Source organism: Herbaspirillum sp. SJZ106 (genome assembly GCF_006715495.1).
Classification (GTDB): domain Bacteria; phylum Pseudomonadota; class Gammaproteobacteria; order Burkholderiales; family Burkholderiaceae_D; genus Herbaspirillum.
Map to the genome: position 1 here is coordinate 84,133 of NZ_VFNI01000007.1, position 23,276 is coordinate 107,408.

23 protein-coding genes and 1 pseudogene are annotated in these 23,276 nt (G+C 64.6%); 15 read left to right on the forward strand and 9 right to left on the reverse strand.

From position 1 onward, the window contains the following. The first annotated feature begins 279 nt into the window (after positions 1-279). The 14 genes from FB598_RS18895 to FB598_RS18960 all read left to right on the forward strand — a co-directional run bounded on the left by FB598_RS18895 (position 280) and on the right by FB598_RS18960 (position 13,988). The gene (locus tag FB598_RS18895) at positions 280-1,386 is read left to right on the forward strand and encodes a porin (RefSeq protein ID WP_141917665.1); all 1,107 of its coding nucleotides are present in this window, start codon (positions 280-282) and stop codon (positions 1,384-1,386) included. A 63-nt stretch (positions 1,387-1,449) separates the two neighbouring features. Continuing rightward, positions 1,450-2,649 carry a formaldehyde dehydrogenase, glutathione-independent gene (fdhA, locus tag FB598_RS18900; RefSeq protein WP_141917668.1) on the forward strand — a complete coding sequence of 400 codons (1,200 nt, stop codon included), beginning with the start codon at positions 1,450-1,452 and terminating at the stop codon, positions 2,647-2,649. Positions 2,650-2,730: 81 nt separating this feature from the next. Beyond that, positions 2,731-3,687 carry a PDR/VanB family oxidoreductase gene (locus FB598_RS18905; protein WP_141917670.1) on the forward strand — a complete coding sequence of 319 codons (957 nt, stop codon included), beginning with the start codon at positions 2,731-2,733 and terminating at the stop codon, positions 3,685-3,687. Between the two features lie 367 nt (positions 3,688-4,054). Beyond that, the gene (locus FB598_RS18910; RefSeq protein WP_255464096.1) at positions 4,055-5,236 is read left to right on the forward strand and encodes an ABC transporter substrate-binding protein; all 1,182 of its coding nucleotides are present in this window, start codon (positions 4,055-4,057) and stop codon (positions 5,234-5,236) included. A 51-nt stretch (positions 5,237-5,287) separates the two neighbouring features. After that, a complete protein-coding gene (locus FB598_RS18915) occupies positions 5,288-6,376 on the forward strand; it encodes an aromatic ring-hydroxylating dioxygenase subunit alpha (protein WP_141917672.1) in 1,089 nt (362 codons plus the stop codon). 26 nt (positions 6,377-6,402) lie between these two features. Then, positions 6,403-7,629 carry a gallate dioxygenase gene (locus FB598_RS18920; protein ID WP_141917674.1) on the forward strand — a complete coding sequence of 409 codons (1,227 nt, stop codon included), beginning with the start codon at positions 6,403-6,405 and terminating at the stop codon, positions 7,627-7,629. A 77-nt stretch (positions 7,630-7,706) separates the two neighbouring features. Next, positions 7,707-8,585: a branched-chain amino acid ABC transporter permease gene (locus FB598_RS18925; protein ID WP_141917676.1), complete on the forward strand. Its 879-nt coding sequence runs from the start codon at positions 7,707-7,709 to the stop codon at positions 8,583-8,585. Beyond that, positions 8,582-9,598, forward strand: coding sequence for a branched-chain amino acid ABC transporter permease (locus FB598_RS18930; protein WP_141917678.1), 1,017 nt, complete (start codon positions 8,582-8,584; stop codon positions 9,596-9,598). Before FB598_RS18925 ends, FB598_RS18930 begins: the two co-directional genes overlap by 4 nt. Beyond that, complete coding sequence (locus tag FB598_RS18935) at positions 9,595-10,350, forward strand: ABC transporter ATP-binding protein (protein WP_141917680.1); 756 nt, start codon at positions 9,595-9,597, stop codon at positions 10,348-10,350. The genes FB598_RS18930 and FB598_RS18935 overlap by 4 nt, the downstream gene beginning before the upstream one ends. Then, positions 10,343-11,074 carry an ABC transporter ATP-binding protein gene (locus tag FB598_RS18940; RefSeq protein ID WP_141917898.1) on the forward strand — a complete coding sequence of 244 codons (732 nt, stop codon included), beginning with the start codon at positions 10,343-10,345 and terminating at the stop codon, positions 11,072-11,074. Before FB598_RS18935 ends, FB598_RS18940 begins: the two co-directional genes overlap by 8 nt. Before the next feature lie 14 nt (positions 11,075-11,088). Continuing rightward, complete coding sequence (locus FB598_RS18945; RefSeq protein ID WP_141917901.1) at positions 11,089-11,514, forward strand: nuclear transport factor 2 family protein; 426 nt, start codon at positions 11,089-11,091, stop codon at positions 11,512-11,514. 12 nt (positions 11,515-11,526) lie between these two features. Then, entirely contained in the window at positions 11,527-12,186 is a 660-nt protein-coding gene (locus FB598_RS18950) for a GntR family transcriptional regulator (RefSeq protein ID WP_141917683.1), read from the forward strand. Next, positions 12,183-12,935, forward strand: a complete 753-nt coding sequence (locus FB598_RS18955; protein WP_183405892.1) for a GntR family transcriptional regulator — start codon at positions 12,183-12,185, stop codon at positions 12,933-12,935. The genes FB598_RS18950 and FB598_RS18955 overlap by 4 nt, the downstream gene beginning before the upstream one ends. A gap of 18 nt (positions 12,936-12,953) precedes the next feature. Then, on the forward strand, positions 12,954-13,988 hold the full coding sequence (locus tag FB598_RS18960; RefSeq protein ID WP_141917689.1) for an aromatic ring-hydroxylating dioxygenase subunit alpha: 1,035 nt from the start codon (positions 12,954-12,956) through the stop codon (positions 13,986-13,988). A gap of 169 nt (positions 13,989-14,157) precedes the next feature. On the opposite strand, the gene FB598_RS18965 is transcribed toward FB598_RS18960, so the two are convergent. From FB598_RS18965 to FB598_RS18975, 3 genes are read right to left on the reverse strand one after another with little or no spacing between them, the layout of a single operon-like run. After that, positions 14,158-14,949 (reverse strand): alpha/beta fold hydrolase, encoded by a 792-nt coding sequence (locus FB598_RS18965; RefSeq protein ID WP_221292529.1) that lies wholly within the window; start codon positions 14,947-14,949, stop codon positions 14,158-14,160. 24 nt (positions 14,950-14,973) lie between these two features. Then, positions 14,974-15,282 (reverse strand): YciI family protein, encoded by a 309-nt coding sequence (locus FB598_RS18970; protein WP_141917691.1) that lies wholly within the window; start codon positions 15,280-15,282, stop codon positions 14,974-14,976. A gap of 38 nt (positions 15,283-15,320) precedes the next feature. Then, positions 15,321-15,947, reverse strand: coding sequence for an FMN-dependent NADH-azoreductase (locus tag FB598_RS18975; RefSeq protein ID WP_141917695.1), 627 nt, complete (start codon positions 15,945-15,947; stop codon positions 15,321-15,323). 157 nt (positions 15,948-16,104) lie between these two features. Between FB598_RS18975 and FB598_RS18980 the strand changes: the two genes are divergently transcribed. Further along, positions 16,105-17,058 carry a LysR substrate-binding domain-containing protein gene (locus FB598_RS18980; RefSeq protein ID WP_141917698.1) on the forward strand — a complete coding sequence of 318 codons (954 nt, stop codon included), beginning with the start codon at positions 16,105-16,107 and terminating at the stop codon, positions 17,056-17,058. Between the two features lie 47 nt (positions 17,059-17,105). On the opposite strand, the pseudogene FB598_RS18985 reads toward FB598_RS18980, so the two are convergent. From FB598_RS18985 to FB598_RS19010, 6 genes and pseudogenes are all read right to left on the reverse strand, one after another. Then, a pseudogene (locus tag FB598_RS18985) lies at positions 17,106-17,956 on the reverse strand (EamA family transporter). Further along, positions 17,953-18,612, reverse strand: coding sequence for a tRNA (guanosine(46)-N(7))-methyltransferase TrmB (locus FB598_RS18990; protein WP_141917700.1), 660 nt, complete (start codon positions 18,610-18,612; stop codon positions 17,953-17,955). The pseudogene FB598_RS18985 and the gene FB598_RS18990 overlap by 4 nt, the downstream one beginning before the upstream one ends. Before the next feature lie 136 nt (positions 18,613-18,748). Beyond that, positions 18,749-19,006 carry a DUF3567 domain-containing protein gene (locus FB598_RS18995; RefSeq protein ID WP_050468757.1) on the reverse strand — a complete coding sequence of 86 codons (258 nt, stop codon included), beginning with the start codon at positions 19,004-19,006 and terminating at the stop codon, positions 18,749-18,751. Between the two features lie 605 nt (positions 19,007-19,611). After that, complete coding sequence (locus FB598_RS19000) at positions 19,612-20,361, reverse strand: response regulator (protein WP_141917702.1); 750 nt, start codon at positions 20,359-20,361, stop codon at positions 19,612-19,614. A gap of 109 nt (positions 20,362-20,470) precedes the next feature. Further along, complete coding sequence (locus FB598_RS19005; protein ID WP_141917704.1) at positions 20,471-22,759, reverse strand: ATP-binding protein; 2,289 nt, start codon at positions 22,757-22,759, stop codon at positions 20,471-20,473. Further along, a complete protein-coding gene (locus FB598_RS19010) occupies positions 22,756-23,274 on the reverse strand; it encodes a DUF4390 domain-containing protein (protein ID WP_141917907.1) in 519 nt (172 codons plus the stop codon). The genes FB598_RS19005 and FB598_RS19010 overlap by 4 nt, the downstream gene beginning before the upstream one ends. Positions 23,275-23,276 lie beyond the last annotated feature (2 nt).

The window sequence follows — 23,276 nt, forward strand, 5'->3', positions numbered from 1 at the left end:
ATCGCGGCATCGGTCGCGCGGCCGCGCCCCGTATCGCCGCGGGCGCAGGTCCGGGCGATGGGGACGCCGGGGCATAAATAAATTAGATCGATATCTGGCCCAAATCCGTTAGCGCGCGATTTTCAAATGCCTAGAATCGGCATCACATCAACGGGCCGGACCAATCCGGCATCCGTGCGCATCAACGGCATCGAATAAGAAAAACGGCGGACGACAGGCCGTTACGCATCCATAGGCGCGGTTGCGCCACCCATTCATATAAAAAAGGGAGACACGGAAATGAGGAAGGTCCATACCACCATGGCGGCGCTGGCGCTGCTGGGCGCCGCCGGCGCCGCGCAGGCGCAGAGCAGCGTGCAAATCTACGGGCTGATCGATACGGCGGTTGAACATCTGACCAATGTCAACGCCGCCGGCGACAGCCTGACGCGCATGCCCAACCTCAGCGGCGGCATGTTCCCGTCGCGCATCGGTTTTCGCGGACAGGAAGACCTGGGCGATGGCTTGCGCGCAGTGTTCACGCTGGAAAACGGCCTCCAGCCCGACAGCGGCGGCATGAACCAGGGTAACCGCCTGTTCGGCCGCCAGGCCTGGGTCGGCCTGGCCGGAAGCTTCGGCACCGTCACCATGGGCCGTACCTACAGCATGCTGTTCCAGTCCTTCTTCGATGTCGACGTGATCGGCCCATCGCAATTTTCGATTGGCTCGCTCGACCTTTACCTGCCCAATGCGCGGCACGACAATTCAATTTCGTACAAGGGCGTGTTCAGCGGCCTGACCGTCGGCGCCACTTACAGCTTCGGTCGCGATACCTCGTCCGCGGGCGGTCCGGCGGCCACCAACTGCGCCGGCGAGAATGCCGCCGATGCCCAGGCTTGCCGCAACTGGTCGACCATGTTGCGCTACGACGCGGCCGGCAAGCAATGGGGCGTGCTGGGCGCCTACGACACTTATCACGGCGGCGCCGGCGCGGCGGCGGCCTTCAGCCCGACCAGCAGCGCGCGTACCGATACCCGCTGGCATATCGCCGGTTACGGCAAGATCGGCGATGCCACCATTGCCGGCGGCTTCCTGCATCGCAATAACGAAGGCAATGCCGTCACGCCCACCAGCACGCTCACCTACCTGGGCATGACTTACCTGTTTACGCCGCAGTTCAGCCTGGATGCGCAGGTGGCGCGCCTGGATTTCAAGAACAGCCCCAACGACACCAACATGGCGGTGGTGCGGGGCACTTATTACTTGTCCAAGCGCACGGCGATCTATGGCCTGGTGGGCCGCGTCAGCAACGGCGGCACGGCGGCGGTGGCGCTGAGCGCGGGGGCCACGGTGGCGCCGGGCGGTACCCAGAACGGCATCATGACCGGGATCCAGCACACCTTCTGATGATGTCAGTGTCGCAGGCGCCGGCACGGGCCTGCTTTTTTATATATAAGAGAGGAGCAAGGCATGGCGGACAATCGCGGTGTGGTCTACATGGGACCCGGCAGGGTGGAAGTGCATGAAATCCAGTCGCCCAAAATGGAAGACCCGGGCGGGCGCAAGATCGAACATGGCGTCATCCTGAAAGTGTTGACGACCAATATCTGCGGTTCCGACCAGCACATGGTGCGCGGTCGCACCACCGCGCCCCAGGGGCTGGTGCTGGGCCATGAGATCACCGGCGAAGTGCTCGAAGTCGGGCGCGATGTCGAGACCCTGCAAAAAGGGGATCTGGTCTCGGTGCCGTTCAACGTGGCCTGCGGCCGTTGCCAGACCTGCAAGGAACAGCATACCGGCGTGTGCCTGAATGTGAATCCGTCGCGCGCCGGCGGCGCTTATGGTTATGTCGACATGGGAGGCTGGATTGGAGGCCAGTCGGAATACGTGATGGTGCCGTATGCCGACTTCAACCTGCTGAAGCTGCCCGAGCGCGACCGCGCGCTGGCCAAGATCCGCGACCTCACCTGTTTGTCCGACATCCTGCCCACCGGCTATCACGGCGCGGTGACGGCCGGCGTCGGTCCCGGCAGCACCGTCTATATCGCCGGCGCCGGCCCGGTCGGGTTGGCGGCGGCGGCGTCGGCCCGCCTGCTGGGCGCGGCCGTGACCATCGTCGGCGACGTCAACCCGGTGCGCCTGGCGCATGCGCGCGCGGTCGGTTTCGAGACCGTCGACCTGTCGCAGGATGCCAGCCTGGGCGAACAGATCGCGCAACTGCTGGGCAAGCCGGAAGTCGATTGCGCGGTGGATTGCGTGGGTTTCGAAGCGCGCGGCCACGGCCATGCCGGCGCCCAGCATGAAGCCCCGGCCACCGTGCTCAACTCGCTGATGGAGATCACCCGCGCGGCCGGCAAGATCGGTATCCCCGGCCTGTATGTGACCGATGACCCGGGCGCCGTCGACAACGCCGCCCGGCGCGGCAGCCTGTCGATCCGCTTCGGCCTGGGCTGGGCCAAGTCGCACAGTTTCCACACCGGCCAGACGCCGGTCATGAAGTACAACCGCGCGTTGATGCAGGCCATCATGTGGGATCGCATCAATGTGGCCGAGGTGGTCAACGTGCAGGTGATCAGCCTGGACGACGCGCCCAAGGCCTACGGCGAATTCGATGCCGGCGTGCCCAAGAAATTCGTGATCGATCCGCATCGCCAGCTCAAGGCGGCCTGATCCCGCAGTGTCCAGCAGTGCTTCATCCCGGGCGGCGCGTTCGCCCGGGCTTTTTCATCAGTCCAGCATGCCAATCAAGCCATGAATACCATCGCGGTCAAAGTCGTCGCCAAGGTGCAGGAAGCCGAGGATATCTTCAGTTATGAACTGGCCAGTGCCGACCGCACGCCGCTGCCGCCATTCTCGGCGGGGTCCCACATCGATGTGATGATCCGCCCGGGCCTGGTGCGCCAGTACTCGCTGTGCAACAACCCGGCCGAAAGCCACCGCTACCTGATCGGCGTGTTGCGCGATCCCGCTTCGCGGGGCGGATCGCAGGCCATGCACGATGAGGTGCAACAGGGCGATGTGATCGAAATCAGCATGCCGCGCAATCACTTCCCGCTGGTGCAGGCCCGGCGTACCTTGCTGTTGGCCGGGGGTATCGGCGTCACCCCCATCCTTTGCATGGCCGAACGCCTGGCCCGGATCGGGGCCGATTTTGCCATGCATTATTGCGCCCGTTCTCCCGGGCGCACCGCGTTTCGCCAGCGCATCGCCGCGAGCGCGTTCGCCGACCGGGTGCAGTTGCATTTCGATTCCGGCGACGAGGCGCAAAAGCTGAAACTGCCGGAGCTGCTGGCCCATCCCGAAGCGGGAACCCACATCTATGTGTGCGGTCCCGGCGGTTTCATCGACCATGTCGTTAACACGGCCAGGGAAAAAGGCTGGCCGGCGGACCAGGTCCATCTCGAGTATTTCGGCGCGGCAGCGGCCAATACCGATGGCGATACCAGCTTCGAGGTGAAGATCGCCAGTACCGGAAAGTGCTACACCATTCCGGCCGACCGTACCGTGGCGCAGGCGCTCGAAGCCTGCGGCATCGATATCCCGCTGTCCTGCGAACAGGGCGTGTGCGGAACTTGCATCACCCGCGTGCTGGAGGGCATTCCCGATCATCGCGATGTCTACTTCACCGACGCAGAGCACGCGAAGAACGACCAGTTCACGCCATGTTGTTCACGCGCCAAAGGGAAGCTCCTGGTTCTCGATCTCTGACTTCCTTCCCCGCGAACTTGTCGGGAATATTGCGGCGCGCCAATGTATACATTGGCGCGCCGTTGCGTTTGCGGGGCGTGGGCGCCGCGCATGGCTTGCGGCAACGACGATCAGCCAATGTGCAAACGGGCGATAAGTATTTTGGATGCCTTTGTGGCGCAGATTGGATACAGACCGGGGAGGACGGCGCGCATACTGCATCAAATCGCCGCCACACGGCACGAGCCGCACTTCGGTCCGGTCTTGCCGGCCGAAGGTCATTACTGGAACGCATTTCATCAATAGGCGCGAGATGCGTTCTGCTTAGAAAGCGCACACTCACGCCTATTGATCAAATTAATTCTAAACAGACACGGAGACAAACAGCATGGCGCTCAATTTCCTGAAGTATTCCCTGGTGGCGGCTGGCGCCGCCCTGGTGACGATGGCCGCTCCGGTTCGCGCGGATGAAATCCGCGTGGGCGTGATCGCCTCGTTCAGCGGCCCCTACAGCAACTGGGGCAAGAACATCCAGGAAGCCACGGATTACTTCCTGGCGCAGAACGGCGGCAAGGTCGGCAACCACACCATCAAGGTGATCTACCGCGACGTCGGCGGCAACAATCCGGCGCGCGCGCGCCAGTTGGCCGAAGAGCTGGTGGTGCGCGACAAGGTGCAATACCTGGCCGGGCTGGAATTCACGCCGACCGCGCTGGCCGTCACCGATGTGGCGACCCAGGCCAAGGTGCCGACCATCGTCAACAATTCCGGCACCTCCGGCATCCTGTCGCGCTCCCCCTACCTGTTGCGCGCCGGCTATACCCAGTGGATGGTCGCCACGCCGCTGGCCAAATGGGTAGCCGAACAGGGCGGCAAGAAGGTGTTCCTGGCCGCGGCCGACTATGCGCCCGGCATCGATGCCATCAATTCCTTCCGGCGCGCGTTCACCGAGGCCGGCGGCGCCATCAGCGGCGAAGCGAAGATTCCGATGAACACCACGGACTTCTCCACCTACATGCAGAAGATCAAGGAAGCCAATCCGGAATATCTCTACATGTTCATGCCGGTCGGTCCCATGTCGGTGGCGTTCATCAAATCCTTCGTCGAACGCGGCCTGGGCACTTCCGGCATCAAGCTGCTGGCTACCGCCGAGACCGAGGAAAGCGAATTGCCCGCCTACGGCGACGCCGCCTCCGGCGTGGTGACCGCGCTGCATTATTCGGCCGCCGGGACCGAACCGGCCAATGCCGCCTTCGTGGCCGGCCTGCAAAAGAAGTATGGCGCCGACCGCATTCCCAACGTGGCTTCGGTCTCCGCGTACGACTCGATGACGATGATCGCCGAGATGATCCGCGCCACCGACGGCAAGCCGGATGGCGACAAGGCCATGGCCGCGATCAAGGGTTACGGCTGGGACAGTCCGCGCGGCCCGGTCAAGGTCGATCCCGAGACGCGTGAACTGATCCAGAACGTTTATATCCGCCGCATCGAGAAGGTCAACGGCAAGTACGTCAACAAGCCTTTCAAGACCTATCCTGCGGTGCGCGATCCCGGCGTCAAGGTGCAATAAGAACCTGTTTCTGAGCGCAGGCGCCTCCACCAGGCAAAGAAGGAGTCCATCATGTTGCAGAAAGTTGAACCGGCCCGCCAGAAGATGGCGGATTACACCACGCCGCTGGTCAGGAATTGCTGGTATGTGGCCGCGCTGGGATCGGAGATCGGGCGCGAGCTCAAGGAGCGTACGCTGCTGGGCAAGAGCGTGCTGATGTACCGCACCGAAGAGGGCCAGCCGGTGATCATGCAAAACCGTTGCCCGCATCGCAATTTCCCTTTGTCCAAGGGACGGCTCGACGGCGACAAGGTCGTGTGCGGCTATCACGGCATGAATTTCGACCCCAAGGGCAATTGCGTGTTCATGCCGTCGATGGCGAAGGCGCCGACCCATGTGACGATCGCTTCCTACCCGGTGATCGAACAGGGGCCGCTGGTGTGGGTCTGGATGGGCGACCCGGCCAAGGCGGATCCGGCCAGCGTGCCGCAGACGCCCTGGCTCAGCGCGCCGGACTGGAAGACCGTCAGCGGCCAGTTCCATGTCGGCACCAACTATGTCGCCATGCATGAGAACCTGCTGGACCAGACCCATTTCCCCATCCTGCATTCCAGTACCGGCATCGGCACGCCCGAGTATTCGCGCGCCACGCTGGAAGTGCGGGTGGTCGGCGATACGGTGGAACAGACCCGTAGCCTGCTCAATTCGCCGCCGCCGGACATCTATGGCATTCCCACCAGGCTGACCGGGCGTCCGGTGGACCGTTTCTCGGACGCCGCTTTCGCCAGTCCGGCATGGCATGTGGCGCATGCCCGTATCGTCAACCTGGAGCCGCGCGAGGGGGAGAAGCGGGAATACCGTTTCACCATCACTCACATCTACACGCCGGAACACCAGAACACCATCCATTACTGGTGGTTCAACAGCCGCAATTGCAACATCGACGATACGGCGGTCGACCAGTACCTGCACGATGCCTCGATCAAGGCCTACAAGGAAGACGTGGACGCGCTGACCTGGATCCAGCAGGAAGTGGAAAAGGAAAGCGAACCGATCGAGGAAGCCAGTTTCGCCCCCGACCGCCCCGGCATCGCGATGCGCAAGATCCTGTTGCGCCTGGCCGCCGAGGAAGCGGCGCAGGACGCCAGCATGGCCGCATAAGGCGGCAACCATCATTCGAGGATCACATGGCAAGAATCATCGGGGGCATCGGCACTTCGCACGTGCCCACCATCGGCCTGGCCTATGACAGGAAGCGGCAGGACGACCCGGCCTGGGCACCCCTGTTCGAAGGCTACAAGCCAGTGGCGCGCTGGCTGGCGGAAAAACAGCCGGACGTGCTGCTGTTTTTCTATAACGACCACGCCAACAGTTTCTTCTTCGACTGTTACCCGACCTTCGCGCTGGGCATTTCTCCCGATTTCGACATGGCCGACGAAGGCGCCGGCCGCCGTCCGCTGCCGGGCATCAAGGGGCATCCGGCGCTGGCCGCGCATGTGGCCGAGTCGCTGGTCAACGACGAATTCGATATCGCGGTGTTCCAGGAGCGGGCGCTGGATCATGGCTGCAATTCCCCGCTGGGTCTGATGTGGCCGCATGAACCCGGCTGGCCCGGCGCGATTTTGCCGCTGGCGATCAATGTGCTGCAGTATCCGCTGCCGACCGCCGCGCGCTGTTACAAACTGGGGCAGGCGGTGCGCCGCGCGGTGGAATCCTTCCCTGCCGACCTCAAGGTGGTGGTGGTCGGGACCGGCGGCCTGTCGCACCAGATCCACGGCGAGCGCACCGGTTTCAACAATGTGGAATGGGATGAGCAATTCCTCGACATGATCGTCGACCAGCCGCACAAGCTGGCCGCACTGCGCCATGCGGAACTGGTCGAGCTGGGCGGCGCCGAGAGCGCCGAAGTGATCATGTGGCTGGCCATGCGCGGCGCCTTGAATGACGAGATCAGGTGCGTGCACAAGAACCATTACCTGGCCACGACCACCAACATGGCCGTGGCGATCTACGAGCAGGGCGCCGATCGCCAGGCGCCGGCCGCGCCGGTGCATGTGAACCCGCAGGTGGCCGGGATGGAGAAGATTCCCGGCACCTATCCGTTCGATTTGCGCGCCAGTGTCCATGCGGTGCGCCTGAACCGCTTCTTCTGGCGCCATCGGGAGCCGGCGTTCCGCGAGTTGGTGGCGCGCGACCTGGAAGCGGCCTTCGACGAACTGCAATTGAGTTCGGAGGAGCGCGACCTGGTGCGGCGGCGCGACTGGCTGGGCCTGGTCAGGTATGGCGTGAGCTTCTTCGTGCTGGAGAAATTCGCGCGCGTGGTCAAGATGTCCAACCTGGCCGTGTATGCGGCCATGCGCGGCGAGACGCTGGAAGAATTCCTGAAAACCAGGCGCGTGCCCGAGTCAGCATGATTCGGCGCGCAGTGGGGATGGGCACGGAGGAGACACTATGAAAAAAACTGACAACACAGTGCGCGGCGGAGGTGGACATGCTGGCTAAGTCCCTGGCGTCGTTCGCGACCACGCTGTTCGACGGCGTGGCGCTGGGCATGATCCTGTTCCTGATCTCGGTCGGCCTGTCGATCACGATGGGCGTGATGCGCGTGGTCAACCTGGCCCATTGCGGTTTCGCGATGATCGGCGGCTACCTGTGCTTCATGCTGACCGCCTGGCTGGATCTGCCGTTCCTGCTGGCGGTGCCGCTGGCGGTGGCGGCCACCATGGTCATCGGCGCGTTGCTGGAACGCACCGTGTATTCCTGGGTGTATGGCCAGAGCGAATTGGGCCAGGTGCTGATGACCATCGGCCTGACCTTCGTCATGATCGCCGCCGCCAATGCCGTGTTCGGCTCGTCGATCCAGAGCATCCCGGTGCCGGCCGCGTTGCGCGGCATGGTGCAGCTGGGGCCGCTCAGCCTGCCGGTCTACCGCCTGTTCCTGGTCGCGGTCAGCGCCGCCTGCGGCCTGCTGATCTGGTTCGCGCTGGAGCGTACCGAAGCCGGCGCCAAGCTGCGCGCGGCGGTCGACAACACCCGCATGGCCGGTTGCATCGGCATCGACGTCAAGGCGATGTTCGCCGTCACCTTCGCCATCGGTTGCGGTTTCGCCGCGCTGGGCGGCGCGCTGGGTTCGGAGATTTTTCCGCTGGAGCCGTTCTATGCGCTGCAATACCTGGTGCTGGTGCTGATCGTGGTGTCGGTCGGCGGCCTGGGCAGCATCAAGGGCACTTTGGTGGCTGCGCTGGTGCTGGGCATCATCGATACCCTGGGGCGTTATTACCTGACTTCCGGCGGCGGCATCGTGCTTTACCTGGCCACGCTGGCGGTGTTATTGATCCGGCCGCAAGGCCTGCTGGGGAGGCCGGCATGACGCAACAAGCACATTTCCAATCCGCCAAGGCGCTGCCGGCGACGGCGCTGCCTTATTACCGCCTGCGGCCGCTGGACATCCTGCCCTGGGCCGTGGCGATCCTGGTGTTCTTCCTGTTCGACACCTACCTGTCGCTGGGCACGCAAATCCTGATCATGGTGATCTTCGGCATTTCGCTGGACCTGGCGCTGGGCTTCGCCGGCATCAACACGCTGGGACATGCGGCCTTCTTCGGCGTCGGCGCCTATGTGGCCGGATACTTCGCGCTGCACGTGTCGCCGGAGCCATTGACCGGGCTGCTGGCGGCGGCGCTGGCCGCCGGCGTGGTGGGGCTGCTGTCCGGCTGGCTATTATTGCGCACCCACGGCCTGGCGCTGCTGATGCTGACGATGGTCATCACGGTGCTGCTGCATGAAGTGGCCAATACCTGGAGCGAGGTCACCGGCGGCGCCGACGGCCTGTCGGGCATCAGCGTGTCGCCGTTGCTGGGGCTGTTCAGTTTCGACCTGTACGGCAAGACTTCCTACCTGTATGCGCTGGCGGTGTTGCTGGCGGCGTTCGCGCTCGTGCGCATCGTGGCCAACTCGCCGTTCGGCCTGGCCATGCGCGGCATCCGCGAGAATTCGCGACGCATGAACCTGGTCGGCGCTTCGGTGCATGCCCGGCTGGTCGTGGTCTATACGTTGTCGGCCGCCATCGCCGGCCTGGCCGGCGGCCTCAATGCGCAACTGACAAAAACCGTCGGCCTGGACCTGCTGAGCTTCCAGTTGTCGGGCAACATCCTGATCATGCTGATCGTGGGCGGGGTGGGGCGGCTGTACGGCGCGTTCGTCGGGATTCCGCTGTACATGCTGCTGCTGGACCGTGCCGCCGCGGTCAATCCCTTCCATTGGATGTTCTTCGTCGGGCTGGCGCTGATCCTGCTGGTGCGCTTTGCGCCGGGCGGCCTGCTGTGGCTGGCCGCCGATGTCCGCGCCCGGCTGTTTGGCGCGAACCGGGGAGGACGGCAATGAGCGCCTATGCCCTGGAAACCCGCAACCTGTGCAAGCGCTTCGGTTCGATCCAGGTGACGCGCGACGTCGACCTGAAGATTGCCCGCGGCGCCCGTCATGCACTGATCGGCCCCAACGGCGCCGGCAAGACGACCCTGGTCAACCTGATGACCGGCGTATTCGCGCCCAGCGGCGGGCAGATCCTGCTCGACGGCCAGGACATCACCGGCGCCACGCCGCAGCGCCGCGTCGGCGGGGGCCTGGCGCGCACCTTCCAGATCAATGCGCTGTTCAGCCAGTTGACCGTGGCCGAGAACGTCGCCATCCCCACCGCCCAGCGCCTGGGCGTGAGCTGGCGCCTGTGGGGCAAGACCAGCGGCCATCCGCGGGTGGTGGAAGAAGTGGCGCGCCTGCTCGACGAACTGGGCATCCTGGCGCTGGCCGGCAAGCGCATCGTCGACCTCGCCTACGGCCATCGCCGCCTGGTGGAGATCGCCATCGCGCTGGCGCTCAAGCCGCAGGTGCTGCTGCTGGACGAACCGGCGGCCGGCATTCCCAACAGCGAAAGCGGGGTGATCCTGGAATTGCTGGAACGCTTGCCGCAGGATATTTCCATCGTCTTCATCGAACACGACATGAACCTGGTGTTCCGTTTCGCGCAGCAGATCACCGTGCTGGTCGAGGGCGCCGTGCTGACCGAAGGGACGGTGGCCGAGATCCGCGCCGACGAGCGCGTGCGCAATGTCTACCTGGGGAAACGCCATCATGGCTGAGATGTTGTCGATAGACGGCCTGTGCGCCGGATACAAGGATGCCGTCGTGATCGACGGCTTGTCGCTGGCGCTCCAGCCGAGCGAGGCGCTGGCGCTGCTGGGGCGCAACGGCGTGGGCAAGACCACGCTGCTGGCGAGCCTGATGGGCCTGACCACGGTCTCGCGCGGCAGCGTCAGGCTGGACGGCGTCGATGTGACGGCCTTGCCCAATTACAAGCGCAACCGCGGCGGCATCGCCTATGTGCCGCAGGAGCGGGAGATCTTCCCGTCGCTGACGGTGGAGCAGAACCTGAAGGTGGCGCAGCGGCCGGGGGAGTGGGATGTGGCCCGCGTCTACGGTCTGTTCCCGCGCTTGCAGGAGCGGCGCGGCAACCTCGGCAACCAGCTCTCCGGCGGCGAACAGCAGATGCTGGCGATGGGGCGCGCCCTGATGGGCAATCCGCGCCTGCTGCTGCTGGACGAACCGCTGGAAGGACTGGCGCCGCTGATCATGGATGTGCTGCTCGATGCCATCCGGATGCTCAAGCAATCCGGCCTGACCCTGGTGCTGGTGGAACAGCATGCGCACCTGGCGCTGGAAGTTACCGATACCGTGGTGGTGCTGGAGCGCGGACGCATCGTGCACCAGGGGCGCAGCGAACAACTGCTGGGTGACGAGGCGCAGATGTCATCCCTGCTGGGGTTGGCGCGCGCGGAAACGCCGGCCGTGATGGCGGCGGCATGAATAGCGGAAACGTGATGGATGACAACGACCGCGCGGCCATCGAGCGCGCTTGCATGCGGCTCATCGCCCAATATGCCTATCTCAATGACGAGCGCCGGTTCGAGGAACTGGCGCAACTGTTCACTGAAGACGCGGTGCTGTATCGGCCGTCGGCGCCCGAACAGGCGATCGTCGGGCGCGCGCAGATCCTGGCGGCGTTTTCGCGACGGCCGGCCGATACCGCCACCTTCCATTGCTGCAGCGACGTGCTGGTCGAGGTCGAGCATGCCGGCGCGGCATGCGCCCGTTCGCGCATCCTGATGCTGTCGGCGCCGCGGGAACACGGCGAAGTGATGGCCGGCGCAGCGCGGCCGCCGGTGCCGGGCGTGTTCGACGACCGGTTCGCGCTGACCGCCGACGGCTGGAAATTCGCGCAGCGGCGCGGATCGTTCTGGATCTGACGCGCCGTTTCCATGGCGACCCAGCAAGACCAGGCAGCCGATGCGCTGCGTGAACTGATCCTCGGCGGCGTTCTCGGCGCCGGCAGCCGGGTCACGGAAACCGCGCTGGCCGAACGGCTGGGCCTGTCGCGCACGCCGGTGCGCCACGCGCTGACGGTGGCGGCGCGCCAGGGATGGTTGAGCCGCTGCGGTTCGCGCGGTTACCGGGTCAGCGGTTTCAGCATCGACGACATGCGCGATGCGCTCGATGTACGCGGCATCCTCGAAGGCGTCGCGGTGCGCACGGTCGCTGAACAGGGCCTGGCGGCAAGCGTGCGCCAGGCCCTGGCGCAATGCCTGGCCGAAGGGGACCGCCTGCTGGCCCATGGCGCGGCGGGCGAGGCGGCTTTCCTCGAGATGGATGTGCGCCTGCATGCGCTGCTGGTCAAGGCGGCGCGCAATCCCGCGCTGGACCAGTTGCTGGCGCCCAATGTCCACGCCGTCGCCGCCGAGGCGCTGGCGCTGCAGGCCTTGCCGCCGGCCGTGCGCCGCGAGGCGCTGCGTTACGCGCATCGCCAGCACCACGCGCTGGCGCGGGCGCTGGAGGACGGCGACAGCGTGCGCGCCGAAGCCCTGATGCGCGAGCACCTGCATGCCGCCCGCGAATGTCTCGATTGGAGGCCGGGCCCATGAGCCAGCAGGACCAGATCGTGGTGCGCCTGCGCGAGATGATTCTCGACGGCGAACTCGCGCCCGGCCAGCGCCTGCGCGAAGTGGCGCTGGCGCAGCGCTTGCAGGTCTCGCGCACGCCGGTGCGGCGCGCCTTGCGCATTCTCGAAGGCGAGGGGTTGCTGGCCGGCGGCGCGACCCGCGGTTGCGAGGTGCGGGCATTCACGCTGGGCGACATGGCCGGCGCGATCGAAGTGCGCGGCGCGCTGGAGGGTTATGCGGCGCGCAAGCTGGCCATGCGCGGCCTGTCGGACGCCGAGCAGGCTTGCCTGGAAGAGTGCCTGGAGACCGGCGAGCGCCTGCTGCGCAAGGGCATGTTGGTCAATGCCGATGCGCAGGTATTTGCGGCGATGAACGTGCGCTTTCACGACGCCATCGTGCGGGCGGCGGGCAACCAGGCGCTCAGCCATGCGGTGGCGCTCAACGAATGCCTGCCGTTCGCGGCGGCCGGCGCGGTGGCATTGAAGCTCGACACGTCGCAAGCGCGGGCGCATCAGTTCGCGCTGATCCGCGCCGCCCAGGCCCAGCACCGCGACATCGTCCAGGCGCTGTTGCGGCGCCAGGCCGCGCGCGCCGAGGCGCTGATGCGCGAGCACGCCGGTTTGTCCATCGACAACATGAAACTGGTCATGGCTGCGCGCCCGACTGCGCCGGCCGCGCATGGCCCGGATGAATCTCCTGTGGCGCACGACGGTTGCGCCACGCCCACCTGATCTTGAAAGGACTGCATCATGTTTCCAAGGAATGCCTGGTATGTCGCCTGCTACCCGTCAGAGGTACAGGACAAGCCGCTGGGACGGCGCATCTGCAACGAAAAGATGGTGTTTTACCGCGACCGGGACGGCAAGGTTCGCGCACTGGAGGATTTTTGCCCGCATCGCGGGGCGCCGTTGTCGTTGGGCTTTGTGCGCGATGGCAACCTGGTGTGCGGCTACCACGGGCTTGAAATGGGCTGTGACGGCAAGACGGTGTCCATGCCGGAGCAGCGTGTCCGCGGTTTCCCCTGCATCCGTAGTTTTGCGGTGGAGGAGCGTTATGGATTTGTCTGGGTCTGGCCGGGCGAGCAGGCGTTGGCGGATCCCGCCAAGATCGAGCATCTGGAGTGGGCGGTCAACCCCCAGTGGGCGTATGGCGGCGGGCTGTACCACATCAATTGCGAGTATCGCCTGATGATCGACAACCTGATGGACTTGACGCATGAGACCTATGTGCATGCGACCAGCATCGGCCAGAAGGAAATCGACGAGTCGCCGGTCAATACCCGGGTCGAAGGAGACTGCGTGATCACCGAGCGCCATATGGAAAACATTATCGCGCCGCCATTCTGGCAAGGCGCCATGCGCGCCAACGACCTGGATCCGAGCCAGCCGGTCGATCGCTGGCAGATCTGCCGCTTTACCCCGCCGAGCCATGTGATGATCGAGGTCGGGGTGGCGCTGGCCGGCAACGGCGGCTATCACGCCGACCCGAAATTCAAGGCGTCCAGCGTGGTCGTCGATTTCATCACGCCGGAGACCGATACTTCGCATTGGTATTTCTGGGGCATGGCCCGCAACTTCAAGGCGGACGATCCCGAGGTGACCGAACAAATCCGCAAGGGGCAGGGGGCCGTCTTTGCGGAAGACCGGGAAATGCTGGAGCGCCAGCAAGCGAATATCCTGGAATATCCGCAGCGCAAGCTCCTGATGCTCAATATCGACGCGGGAGGCGTTCAGTCGCGCCGGATCATCGACAGGATCCTGGCCCGGGAGAAGAGCGAAGCCTGATATTCCGGCCGCACGCTGCTCATGAAGGACCTGGCGGCCAGGTCTACCTGCAGCGGCCCGGAAAAGCAAAATACCCCAAAGCCTGGATCGGCATCCAACGTTTGGGGTGCGGTTTAAAGGGCGGGCATTTTTCTGTGCGGAATGCCCGCTTTCATCCATGTGCGCGGCATCAGCGCGCCGTCCGCGCCGCCCGGTCGATCAACCCGGCCACAGCATCCGGGTGCGAAACCAATGACATATGGCTGGAGCGGATCTCTACCGTGTGCGCACCGGTCATTGCCGCTAACTTGCGCTGCACCGCAATGGGCAGGGCATGATCGCCTTCGGTCAGCAAATACCAGCTGGGTTTGTCGCGCCATGCCGCCTGTCCGATCTTCTCGCTGAACGCCGCGGCTGCGATTGGCTGTTGCACCGCCGCCAGCCGTCGTGTTTCCTGGGAGGCGACATCGCCGGCCATCACCTTGGCAAATGCTGCGGGATCATCAAGCCAGACCAGGCCGTTCGTATCGGGCGCCATGCCTTCCATGGGAGCGTGCAAGCGTTCCAGTAGCTGGCCAACGCTTTCGCCCGAATCGGGCGTCAGTGCTGACAGGTACACCAGGCCACGTACTTTGGGGTGGTTTCCGGCTTCGGTAATCACCGCACCGCCCCAAGAGTGACCGACCAGCAGCACATCATGCGGCTGACGCTCGATCACCCTGGTCGTGGCCGTTACATCGGCCTCCAGCGACGTCAATGGGTTCTGCACTGCCGTGACGCGATACCCTTTCTTCTGCAGCAGGGCGATCACTTTGGACCAACTGGAACCATCGGAAAAGGCGCCGTGGACAAGAACGATATCAAGGGGTTTTTGCATCTCGGATTGCGCCTTTGCCAAGACCGGATTGAGTGACGCGGCCACCAAAAGCGCCAGCAGTATTTTCCGACTCGCTGCCGAGATCATGCGTTTGACTTTGTGCATGTCGTGCTCCCAATGGCCTGGATGTCAGATGAACCTGGCGCCGGGCGCCCAATGCGCGGGAAATTCCGCCGATGCCAGTGCCGGCGAGCAGGCATGGGCCTGATAGCTGGCCACGTTTTGTGCGATGAAGGGGTCTTGCGCCATCATCGCTTCCAGTGCTTCGCGGTTGGGGCAGGAGGCCAAGATCATTCCGCCGGTCTTCGAGTCCAGGGGGCCGGCGAAGATCATGCCGCCCTGGCGGAGGTTATTGACGAGCCAGGCCTTGTGGGGCTCCAGATGGTGGTTCACTTCCTCCATGGGGCGTGTGTAGTTCAGCAAGACTGCATAGATCATGATGCGTTCTCCAGATCGGTTGATCGATTGATTGTTGGTCAGTTGGAAAAAAGGCCGGCAACGGCGGCCGGGATATGGTCGAGCGCCTCGCGCATCGACTTGCTGCGCAGCTCCGCGCCTTTGGTCAGCAGTTCTGCGCGCACAAAGCGCACGCGCTGGATACCAAGGAAGCCGAAGAAGGCTTTCAGGTAAGACTCCTGATGATCCATTATCTCCGCCGGCCCGCTGGAATACATGCCGCCGCGGGTAGACGTCACGATTACCGCCTTGTCTCCGGAGAGGCCGATGGGGCCGGTTTCGGTATAGCGGAAGGTGCGTCCGGGTTGAGCGATGCGGTCCAGCCATGCTTTCAACTGGCTGGGCACGGAAAAGTTGTACATCGGCACGCCAAGTACGATCACGTCGCTGGCCAGCAATTCGCTGACCAGGGTTTCCGACAGCGCATGCTCGCTACGCACGGCGGCATCCTCGGCAACCGTGCCGGGTTGGCGGAAGCCGGCGGCAATGGCGCCATCCAGGTGGGCGATAGGCGTTTGAGCCAGATCCCTCACGTTCACCTGCGCAGCGGGATGCAGGGTAAGCAGTTCCTCGACCACTGCGGCACTGAGTACGCGAGAGGCAGAGGCTGCGCCGAGGATGCTGGAGTCGAGATGGAGGATTTGCATGGCGGAGACCTTTCAGGAAATCGGGAAATGAAGAACACGGAGTCACGATACCCAGTAGGTCGGTGCTTCACTAGTCGCCGCCACTGCACCAGATTGTTCCATCAATAGGACAATCAGGCTTCTATAATGAAGTCTTCATATCAAGCCGCGGCCCCCCATGGAAGATCTCAATGACCTGGCTTTATTTGCCGCCGTGGTGGTGCACGGCAGTTTCTCCGCAGCAGCACGGGCGCTCAATACGCCCAAGTCGCGCATCAGCCGCCGGGTAGCGGAATTGGAGCAGCGACTGGGGGTGCGGCTCCTCCAGCGTTCCACCCGGGTGGTGCGGGTCACCGATGTCGGCTCGGCCTTCTTCACCCATTGCGAGGCCATGACCAATGCCGCGCGCGCGGCGGTGGAAGTGACAGAACACGCCGGCGCCAAGCCCGCCGGCCGCCTGCGGGTGAGTTCGCCCATGGGGGTCGCGCACGTCTTTCTGGCGCCGCTACTGGCACGCTTCCTGAAAGCGCACCCGGATGTCAGGCTGGAACTGGAATTGAGCAACCGGCGGGTTGATGTGATCGGCGAAGGCTACGATGTCGCCATGCGGGTCAGGAGCACACTGGAGGATTCCAATCTGGTGGTGCGCACCTTTGGCGCCAGCCAGCAGATCCTGACGGCCAGCCCGGCCTTCATACGCAGCCATGGCCCCTTTGACGCCACCGCATCCCTGCAAGGGCTGCCCGGCCTCGGCCCTGGAGGCATGCCCGGCGAGCCTTCCTGCTGGCGCTTGCAAGGGCCGGAAGGCGAAACGGTCGAGGTTGACTATGTGTGCGCGTTGCAAACCGATGACGTACACCTGATGATGGCTGCCGCCGTGGGCGGCGTCGGCTTGGCGGTACTGCCATTCAACGTCTGCCATGCAGCGATTGTCCGGGGCGAACTGGCGATGCTGCTTCCGCAGTACCGGGCGCCGGCACACCAGTTGCATGCGGTGTTCCCCTCCCGCCGGGGGCTGGTGCCGGCGGTACGCGCCTTCATCGAATTCCTGGCGGTGGAACTGACGCAGACGATGCAACAGGAAAATCAGGCCTTGCAGGCATTGTTGACTGGCGCCGATGCGAATCGCTAGAACATGGTCGGCCGTTGTAGAAGCCGATCGCGGGGCCTGGCGGCAAGCTAATAATGCCGTATCCCCAGCACCACCGCACCGGCGGTAATCACCGCGCAAGACAATACCCGCCGCAGCGTCAGTTTCTCTCCCTTCTCTCCCAGGAAGATCGCACCGATCAGCAGCGCGAACAGCACCGAGGTTTCGCGCAGCGCCGAGACCATGCCCATCGGCGCCAGCGTGACGGCCCAGATGACGATGCCGTAGGCCAGCAGCGACATCACGCCGCCCAGCAGGCTGGTCCAGGTGTCGCGCTGGCCCAGGGCGAACGGCGATGCTTGTAGAGATAGATCAATGCCAGCGGGATGCTGTCGAGCACGAACAGCCAGCCGGTATAGGAAATCGAGTCGCCGGCCAGGCGCGCGCCGATGCCGTCGGTGACGGTGTAGGCCGCGATGAAGGCGCCGGTGGCGAAGGCGGCCGCCGGCGCCCGCAGGTGTTCGCGGTGGCCCAGTCCGCGCAGGTTGGCCAGGCTGACGATGCCCACGGAGACCAGCGCGATGCCGATGGCGGTATGGATGCCCAGTTGCTCGCCGGCGAACACCGCCGCGCCCAGCGCCACCAGCAGCGGCGAGGAACCGCGCGCGATGGGGTAGGACTGGCCGAAGTCGCCGATCTTGTAGGCGCGGATCAGGAACAGGTTGTAGCCGGTATGCAGGATGCCGGAGAGGATGATGCAGAACCAGCTGGCCGGATCGGGCAGCGGGCGCCACAGCACCAGCGGGATGGCGCCCAGGCCGGCGCCGATGGTCATCAGCGACAGCGAGGCCAGGCGGTCGGCGCTGCTCTTGAGCAAGGCGTTCCAGGAGGCATGCAACAGGGCGGCTGTCAGTACCAGTCCGATGACGGGGAGGTTCATAGAGTTGCGCGGCAGCGCCAGAGAGAGTGGCCGGAGGCGAGGTACTTGCGCTCGAAGGGGGTGATGGGAGCATCGGTAGTGTAAGGCTCGGCGGCGGTGTCCTGTCCGCTCAGCTGCTTCAGCGCGGCGGCGAATTCCTCGACATAGATGCGCCAGTTGCTGCGGCATTCGAGATGGCCGCCCAGCTGGAGGATGGTCGGGAAGACAGCGTGGCCGTGCCAGCGTCGTGCGAGGTGGCCGATCTTGGGCCAGGGATTGGGATAGAGCAGGTAGTGGCGCGCCGGCCGCCAGCCGGCATCGGCCGCCAGGCGCCAGTAGTCGACCAGGTCGGCCCGCACGAAACACAGGTTGCCGGGTTCCGCGCCTTCCCAATGCGTGTTGCGCGCCAGCCGGTCGGCCGACTGGTCGATGCCGATCACGAAGTGGTCGGGGTATTGCGCAGCCAGGTGCAGCGTCGACAGCCCCACGCCGCAGCCGGTGTCGAGGATCAGCGGCGCTTCGCCGGCGGCGCGCCAGGCCGCCAGGCTGTGCTCGAAGGCGCGGCGGTTGTAGTCGGCGATGGGCTTGCGGAACGCGTGCGCGGCATGGCGCGCGACCAGACCGGCAAGTTGCTCATGCACGCCGGTTTGGGCGCTGCTGATGGGGGTGGAGTTCACGGACTGCGCAAAAGAAGACGAAAGCGCAATTCTAGGGCTTGTGCGCCATTATTTCAGCAGGGCTGCAAAGCGGCAGCGCAAAGAAAAACGCCGCGCTGGCGGGCGCGGCGTTGTCACGGGATGGTGGAAGGTGGATTCAATGCAGCGTCATCGGGTGGCGCATCATCACGTCGTAGCGGCTCAGGAAGGTGTCGATGTCTTCCATCGTCGGTTCGCTGGCGATGAGCTCTTGCACATCCTTGCGGAACAGTTCTGCGGCGGGGCCGTCGATGTAGATTTCCCGCTGGCCCGACTTGTCCATGATCTCGTAGCCGCCGAAACGCAGGGCTTCATGGTCGGTGTCGGCACCGAATTCGACGACGCTGTACTGTTCACTGTTGTAGATGAGATTCATAGTGACTCCTTATGCTGGAATACTGCTTCGAAAAGGAAGTGGCGTCTTCACTGGGAATTTCAAGAGCAAGCCCGAAGAAGCGGTTCTGGCGGGCGGTGTGATGCTTTATTGCCATCTTGCTGCGGTACCTCCGGGAGCAACCCCATGCGCTCCCTGAGTCTGGTTACGGCATTGTTGCCTGAAACCTTGATGCCCGATTGCCCCCCGGCTTTCTGCTGCAGCCGTACGGCCGTTGGCGGACGACGGCATTACATCAGTAGATGAAGCCGTCTGCCGGAAGTTCATCGCCGGGCTGGCGTTGCCGGGGCGCAAACAAATCCGTCAACCCGCCGTCACTGCGCCGCCCCGCGTGATTGCCGGGCGTTTCCGGCGCGACCGGGCATCGTCCCGGGCCCGGCGACGGGAGATACCGTAAAACTACCGTATTTGCCGGGCGACCTGCGGGAGGAGAGGGAAACCGGAAAAATCCCGAACCCGGAAAGAAAAACCGCAAGGCGGCGGCAATGGATACGCGCAAGAGACGTCGATAGGCATGCCATGAAAGCAAACAGGACCGCCAAGCGGTCCTGCGGTCCTGTGATCCTGTTGGTCGGCGCCGGCCGCGGTCAATGGTTTCTCTTGGCGAGCTTGCCGGGTTCCACGCCCAGTTGCTTGAGCTTGCGGTAGAGGTGGGTGCGTTCCAGCCCGGTGCGTTCGGCCACGCGGGTCATGCTGCCGTTTTCGCGCACCAGGTGGTATTCGAAATAGGCGCGCTCGAAGGCATCGCGCGCCTCGCGCAGCGGCAGGTCGAAGGAGATGTTGGCGGCGTTGTCGGCTACCTGACTGTAAGGCGAGGCGGCCGGCATGCCATGGTGCAGCGGGTCGCCGCCCAGGGCGGGAGCGTAGTTGGCGATCGGGGCGGCGTGGTCGGCTGCATGCAGGTTCTCCACGCTGCCGTTGGCGACGGCGGCGACCGGGCTCGGACGGTAGCTGGCCGGGCGCGCCGGTTCGCGGCTGTGCGAGAGTCCCTGCTGGACCGCCTTGAGCAGCTTTTGCAGCGCGATCGGCTTTTCCAGGAAGTTGAGCGCTCCGATGCGGGTGGCTTCGACCGCGGTGTCGATGGTGGCGTGGCCGGACATCATGATCACGGGCATGGTCAGCAGGCCGTCGCGCTGCCACTCCTTGAGGAGGGTGACGCCGTCGGTGTCGGGCATCCAGATATCCAGCAGCACGAGGTCGGGCACGCTGTTCTGGCGCAGTTCACGCGCTTGCTGGGCGTTCTCCGCGGTTGCCACGACATGTCCCTCATCGCCCAGAATTTCTGAGAGCAATTCGCGGATACCCATTTCGTCATCGACGACCAGGATGTTAGCCATGTGCTGCTTTCCTCGTTGCTAGTTCATTGTCCAAGTTTTCGGTCTTGTCCCGGTGGGCTGGCTGCATGCGCAGCCGATTCCCCGGGATGCGGCACGCGAATCTTGAGTCTTAATCAATAGGTGCTAACTTTACCAGCAAAATTACTATTTTTGCGCCCCTGCCGTCGGTGCGATTCTGGATATCGATTCTTCCGCCGTGTTCCTCGACGATTTTCTTGACCATGGCCAGCCCCAGGCCGGTGCCCTTGGGTTTGGAGGTGACGTAGGGTTCGAAGGCGCGCGCCAGGATCTTGGGCGAAAAGCCGGGGCCATTGTCCAGGATGGACAACCGCACCGCCGGCTGGCGCGCGCCGTCGGCGCCGGCGATCTCGATCTGCTCGGTGACCAGGTCGATGCGCGGCGCCTGCTGGTCGTCGTCGCCCACCGCGTCCTGCGCGTTTTGCAGCAGGTTATGGATGACCTGGCGCAGTTGGGTGGCGTCGCCCATGACCTTGGCCATGTCCGGCGCCAGGCGCGCATGGATGGCGTCGCGGCCGTCGCCGGCCAGGTAGAGGTTGAGGATTTCCTCGATCAGCGCGTTCAGGTCCAGCGCCGCCGGTTTGGCCGGCGGCGTCTTGGCGTAGTCGCGGAAGTCGTCGACCATGCGCTTCATGGCGGTGACCTGGTTGACGATGGTGGCGGTGCCCTTTTCCAGGATCGCGGCGTCGTTGGGCATGAGCTTGTCCGACAGGCGGTGCTGCAGGCGCTCGGCCGAGAGCTGGATCGGCGTGAGCGGGTTCTTGATTTCGTGCGCCAGGCGGCGCGCCACCTCGCCCCAGGCGATCGAGCGCTGGGCCGAGATCACGTTGCTGATGTCGTCGAACACCACCACGTAGCCCACGCCGTTTTGCACCGGCAGGTGCGAGCCGCGCGCGAACAGCGTGATCTTGTCCTGGTCCGGCTTGCCGGCGTTGCCCTGGTCGTCGCCGCCATCGAATGCGGCGCCCGGCTGGCGCGGCAGCTCGATCTGGCGCTGCCAGTGCAGGGCGTCGTGCGGGGTTTCGGTGCTTTGCTGGGCGCGCTGTTCGGAGAAGGCGCGGATGATGGCCTGGGCGAACAGCGCCTGGCCTTCGATGGTCTGCAGCGGGGTGCCGATGTCGCCCGAGAAATCGTAGCCCAGGATGCGCGGCACCGAGTCGTTGCTGCTGACGATGTTGAACTGGCCGTCCAGCACGATTACCCCGGCCGACATGTTGGCCAGCACCGATTCCAGGTAGGCCTTGGCGTTTTCCAGCTCGGCGCGGTTCTTTTCCACCGAGGTGCGCGCTTCCAGCAATTGGCGCGTCATGGTGTTGAACGATTGCGTGAGCGTGCCCAGTTCGTCGGAAGTGCTGACGATGGGCCGCGGCGACAGGTTGCCCTCGGCCACCGCCTTGGTGCCTTCGGCCAGCAGCAGCAGCGGCTTGGCCAGGTCGCTGGCGATCAGGAAGGCGCTGGCGATGGCGCCGAAGATGGCCAGCAGCAGCGTGAGCGTGAGCGTGACCAGGTAGATCTTGCGCAGGCCGGAGCGCGACACCGAACGCTGCTGGTATTCGCTATAGGCCACGCGCAGGGTCTCGGCGTTGCTCGCTAGGTAATCCGGCACCGGTTGCAGGATCTGCAGGTAGCGGGTCTCGTTTTGCAGCGACAAGCCCTTGCTGGAGCCCGGGATCAGCACCACCACATGCAGCCGCAGGTTGGCGTCGGAATCGGATTCGCCGCTGGGCGGGCGCGAGTCGTCGCTTTCCACCGCGGCGAAGCCGCGCGAGATGCGGGCCTGGCGCATCGCCTGGGCGCTGGGCAGCACCGGCGTGAGCGAACCGATGGCGCCGCCGACGGCGCTGATGACTTGCCCGCTGCCGTTGACGATGGTGATTTCGCTATTTTGCTCGCGCAGGCGCGAAAAATAGGTCACTTGCTCGGACTCGCTCATGTCCGACAGCTCCTGCGCCATGCCGCGCGCGCGCGAGGAGAGGTCCGACAGCGACGAGTCGAGCGCGTTGCGGCCCAGGTTCAGGCCGGATTCCAGCGCCGCTTCCATGCGCACGTCGAACCAGGATTCGATCGAGCGCGACACGAATTGCACCGACATCAGGTAGATCACCGCGCCCGGCAGGATGCCGATGAGCGCGAACATCAGCACCAGCCGCGCCAGCAGCTTGGAGCCGAACTTGCCGCGCCGGTAGCGCTTGTAAAGGCGGGTCAGCAGCAGCAGCACCAGGCACAGCAGCGAGACCGCGACCATGCCGTTGAGGAACAGCAGCCACGGATAGTGCTGCTCGAACAGGGCGGAGTTTTCGGAAGCCGAGGCCAGCAGGAACAGCAGGATGCTGATGACGCCCCCGCCGACTACCAGCAGATAGCGTAAGGCGCGGTTCATTCGGGTTTGTAGGTGAATTCGATCCAGTCGGAAGACAGGCGCCAATCGCTGTTGTTGAGCGCGTTGATCTGGAACGGCTTGGGCAGCTGCGCCACGTCCAGCCGCATGCGCACGCCCACATTGTAGGTGTCGCCGGACTTGAGCGTGTCGTTGTCGGCGACGATCCAGCGCGGCGGCCGGCGGATCAGCGCCATGGCGTCTTCCAGGTTGGAAAAGCTTTGCTGCAGCTGGCCGCTGATGGCGGTGTGGTACTGGCGGGTCAGGACGTTATAGGAGATGCGCACGGTGCGGGTAGCCGAGACGTTGGTCTCGTCGAACCAATACCAGCGGCGGCGCGTTATCTGCACTTCGGTCGTGAAATACAGCGGCACGCCGCGCGTGAGCGCATCTTCCAGGCCGCGGTTCAATTCGAACGAATAGGCCAGCGACAGCCGGTGGCCTTCGGCGCTGGGTTCGATCGAGGCTTGCGTGATGGTGATTTCGGCGGCCCGCGCCGGGATCGCGGCCGACAGCATCA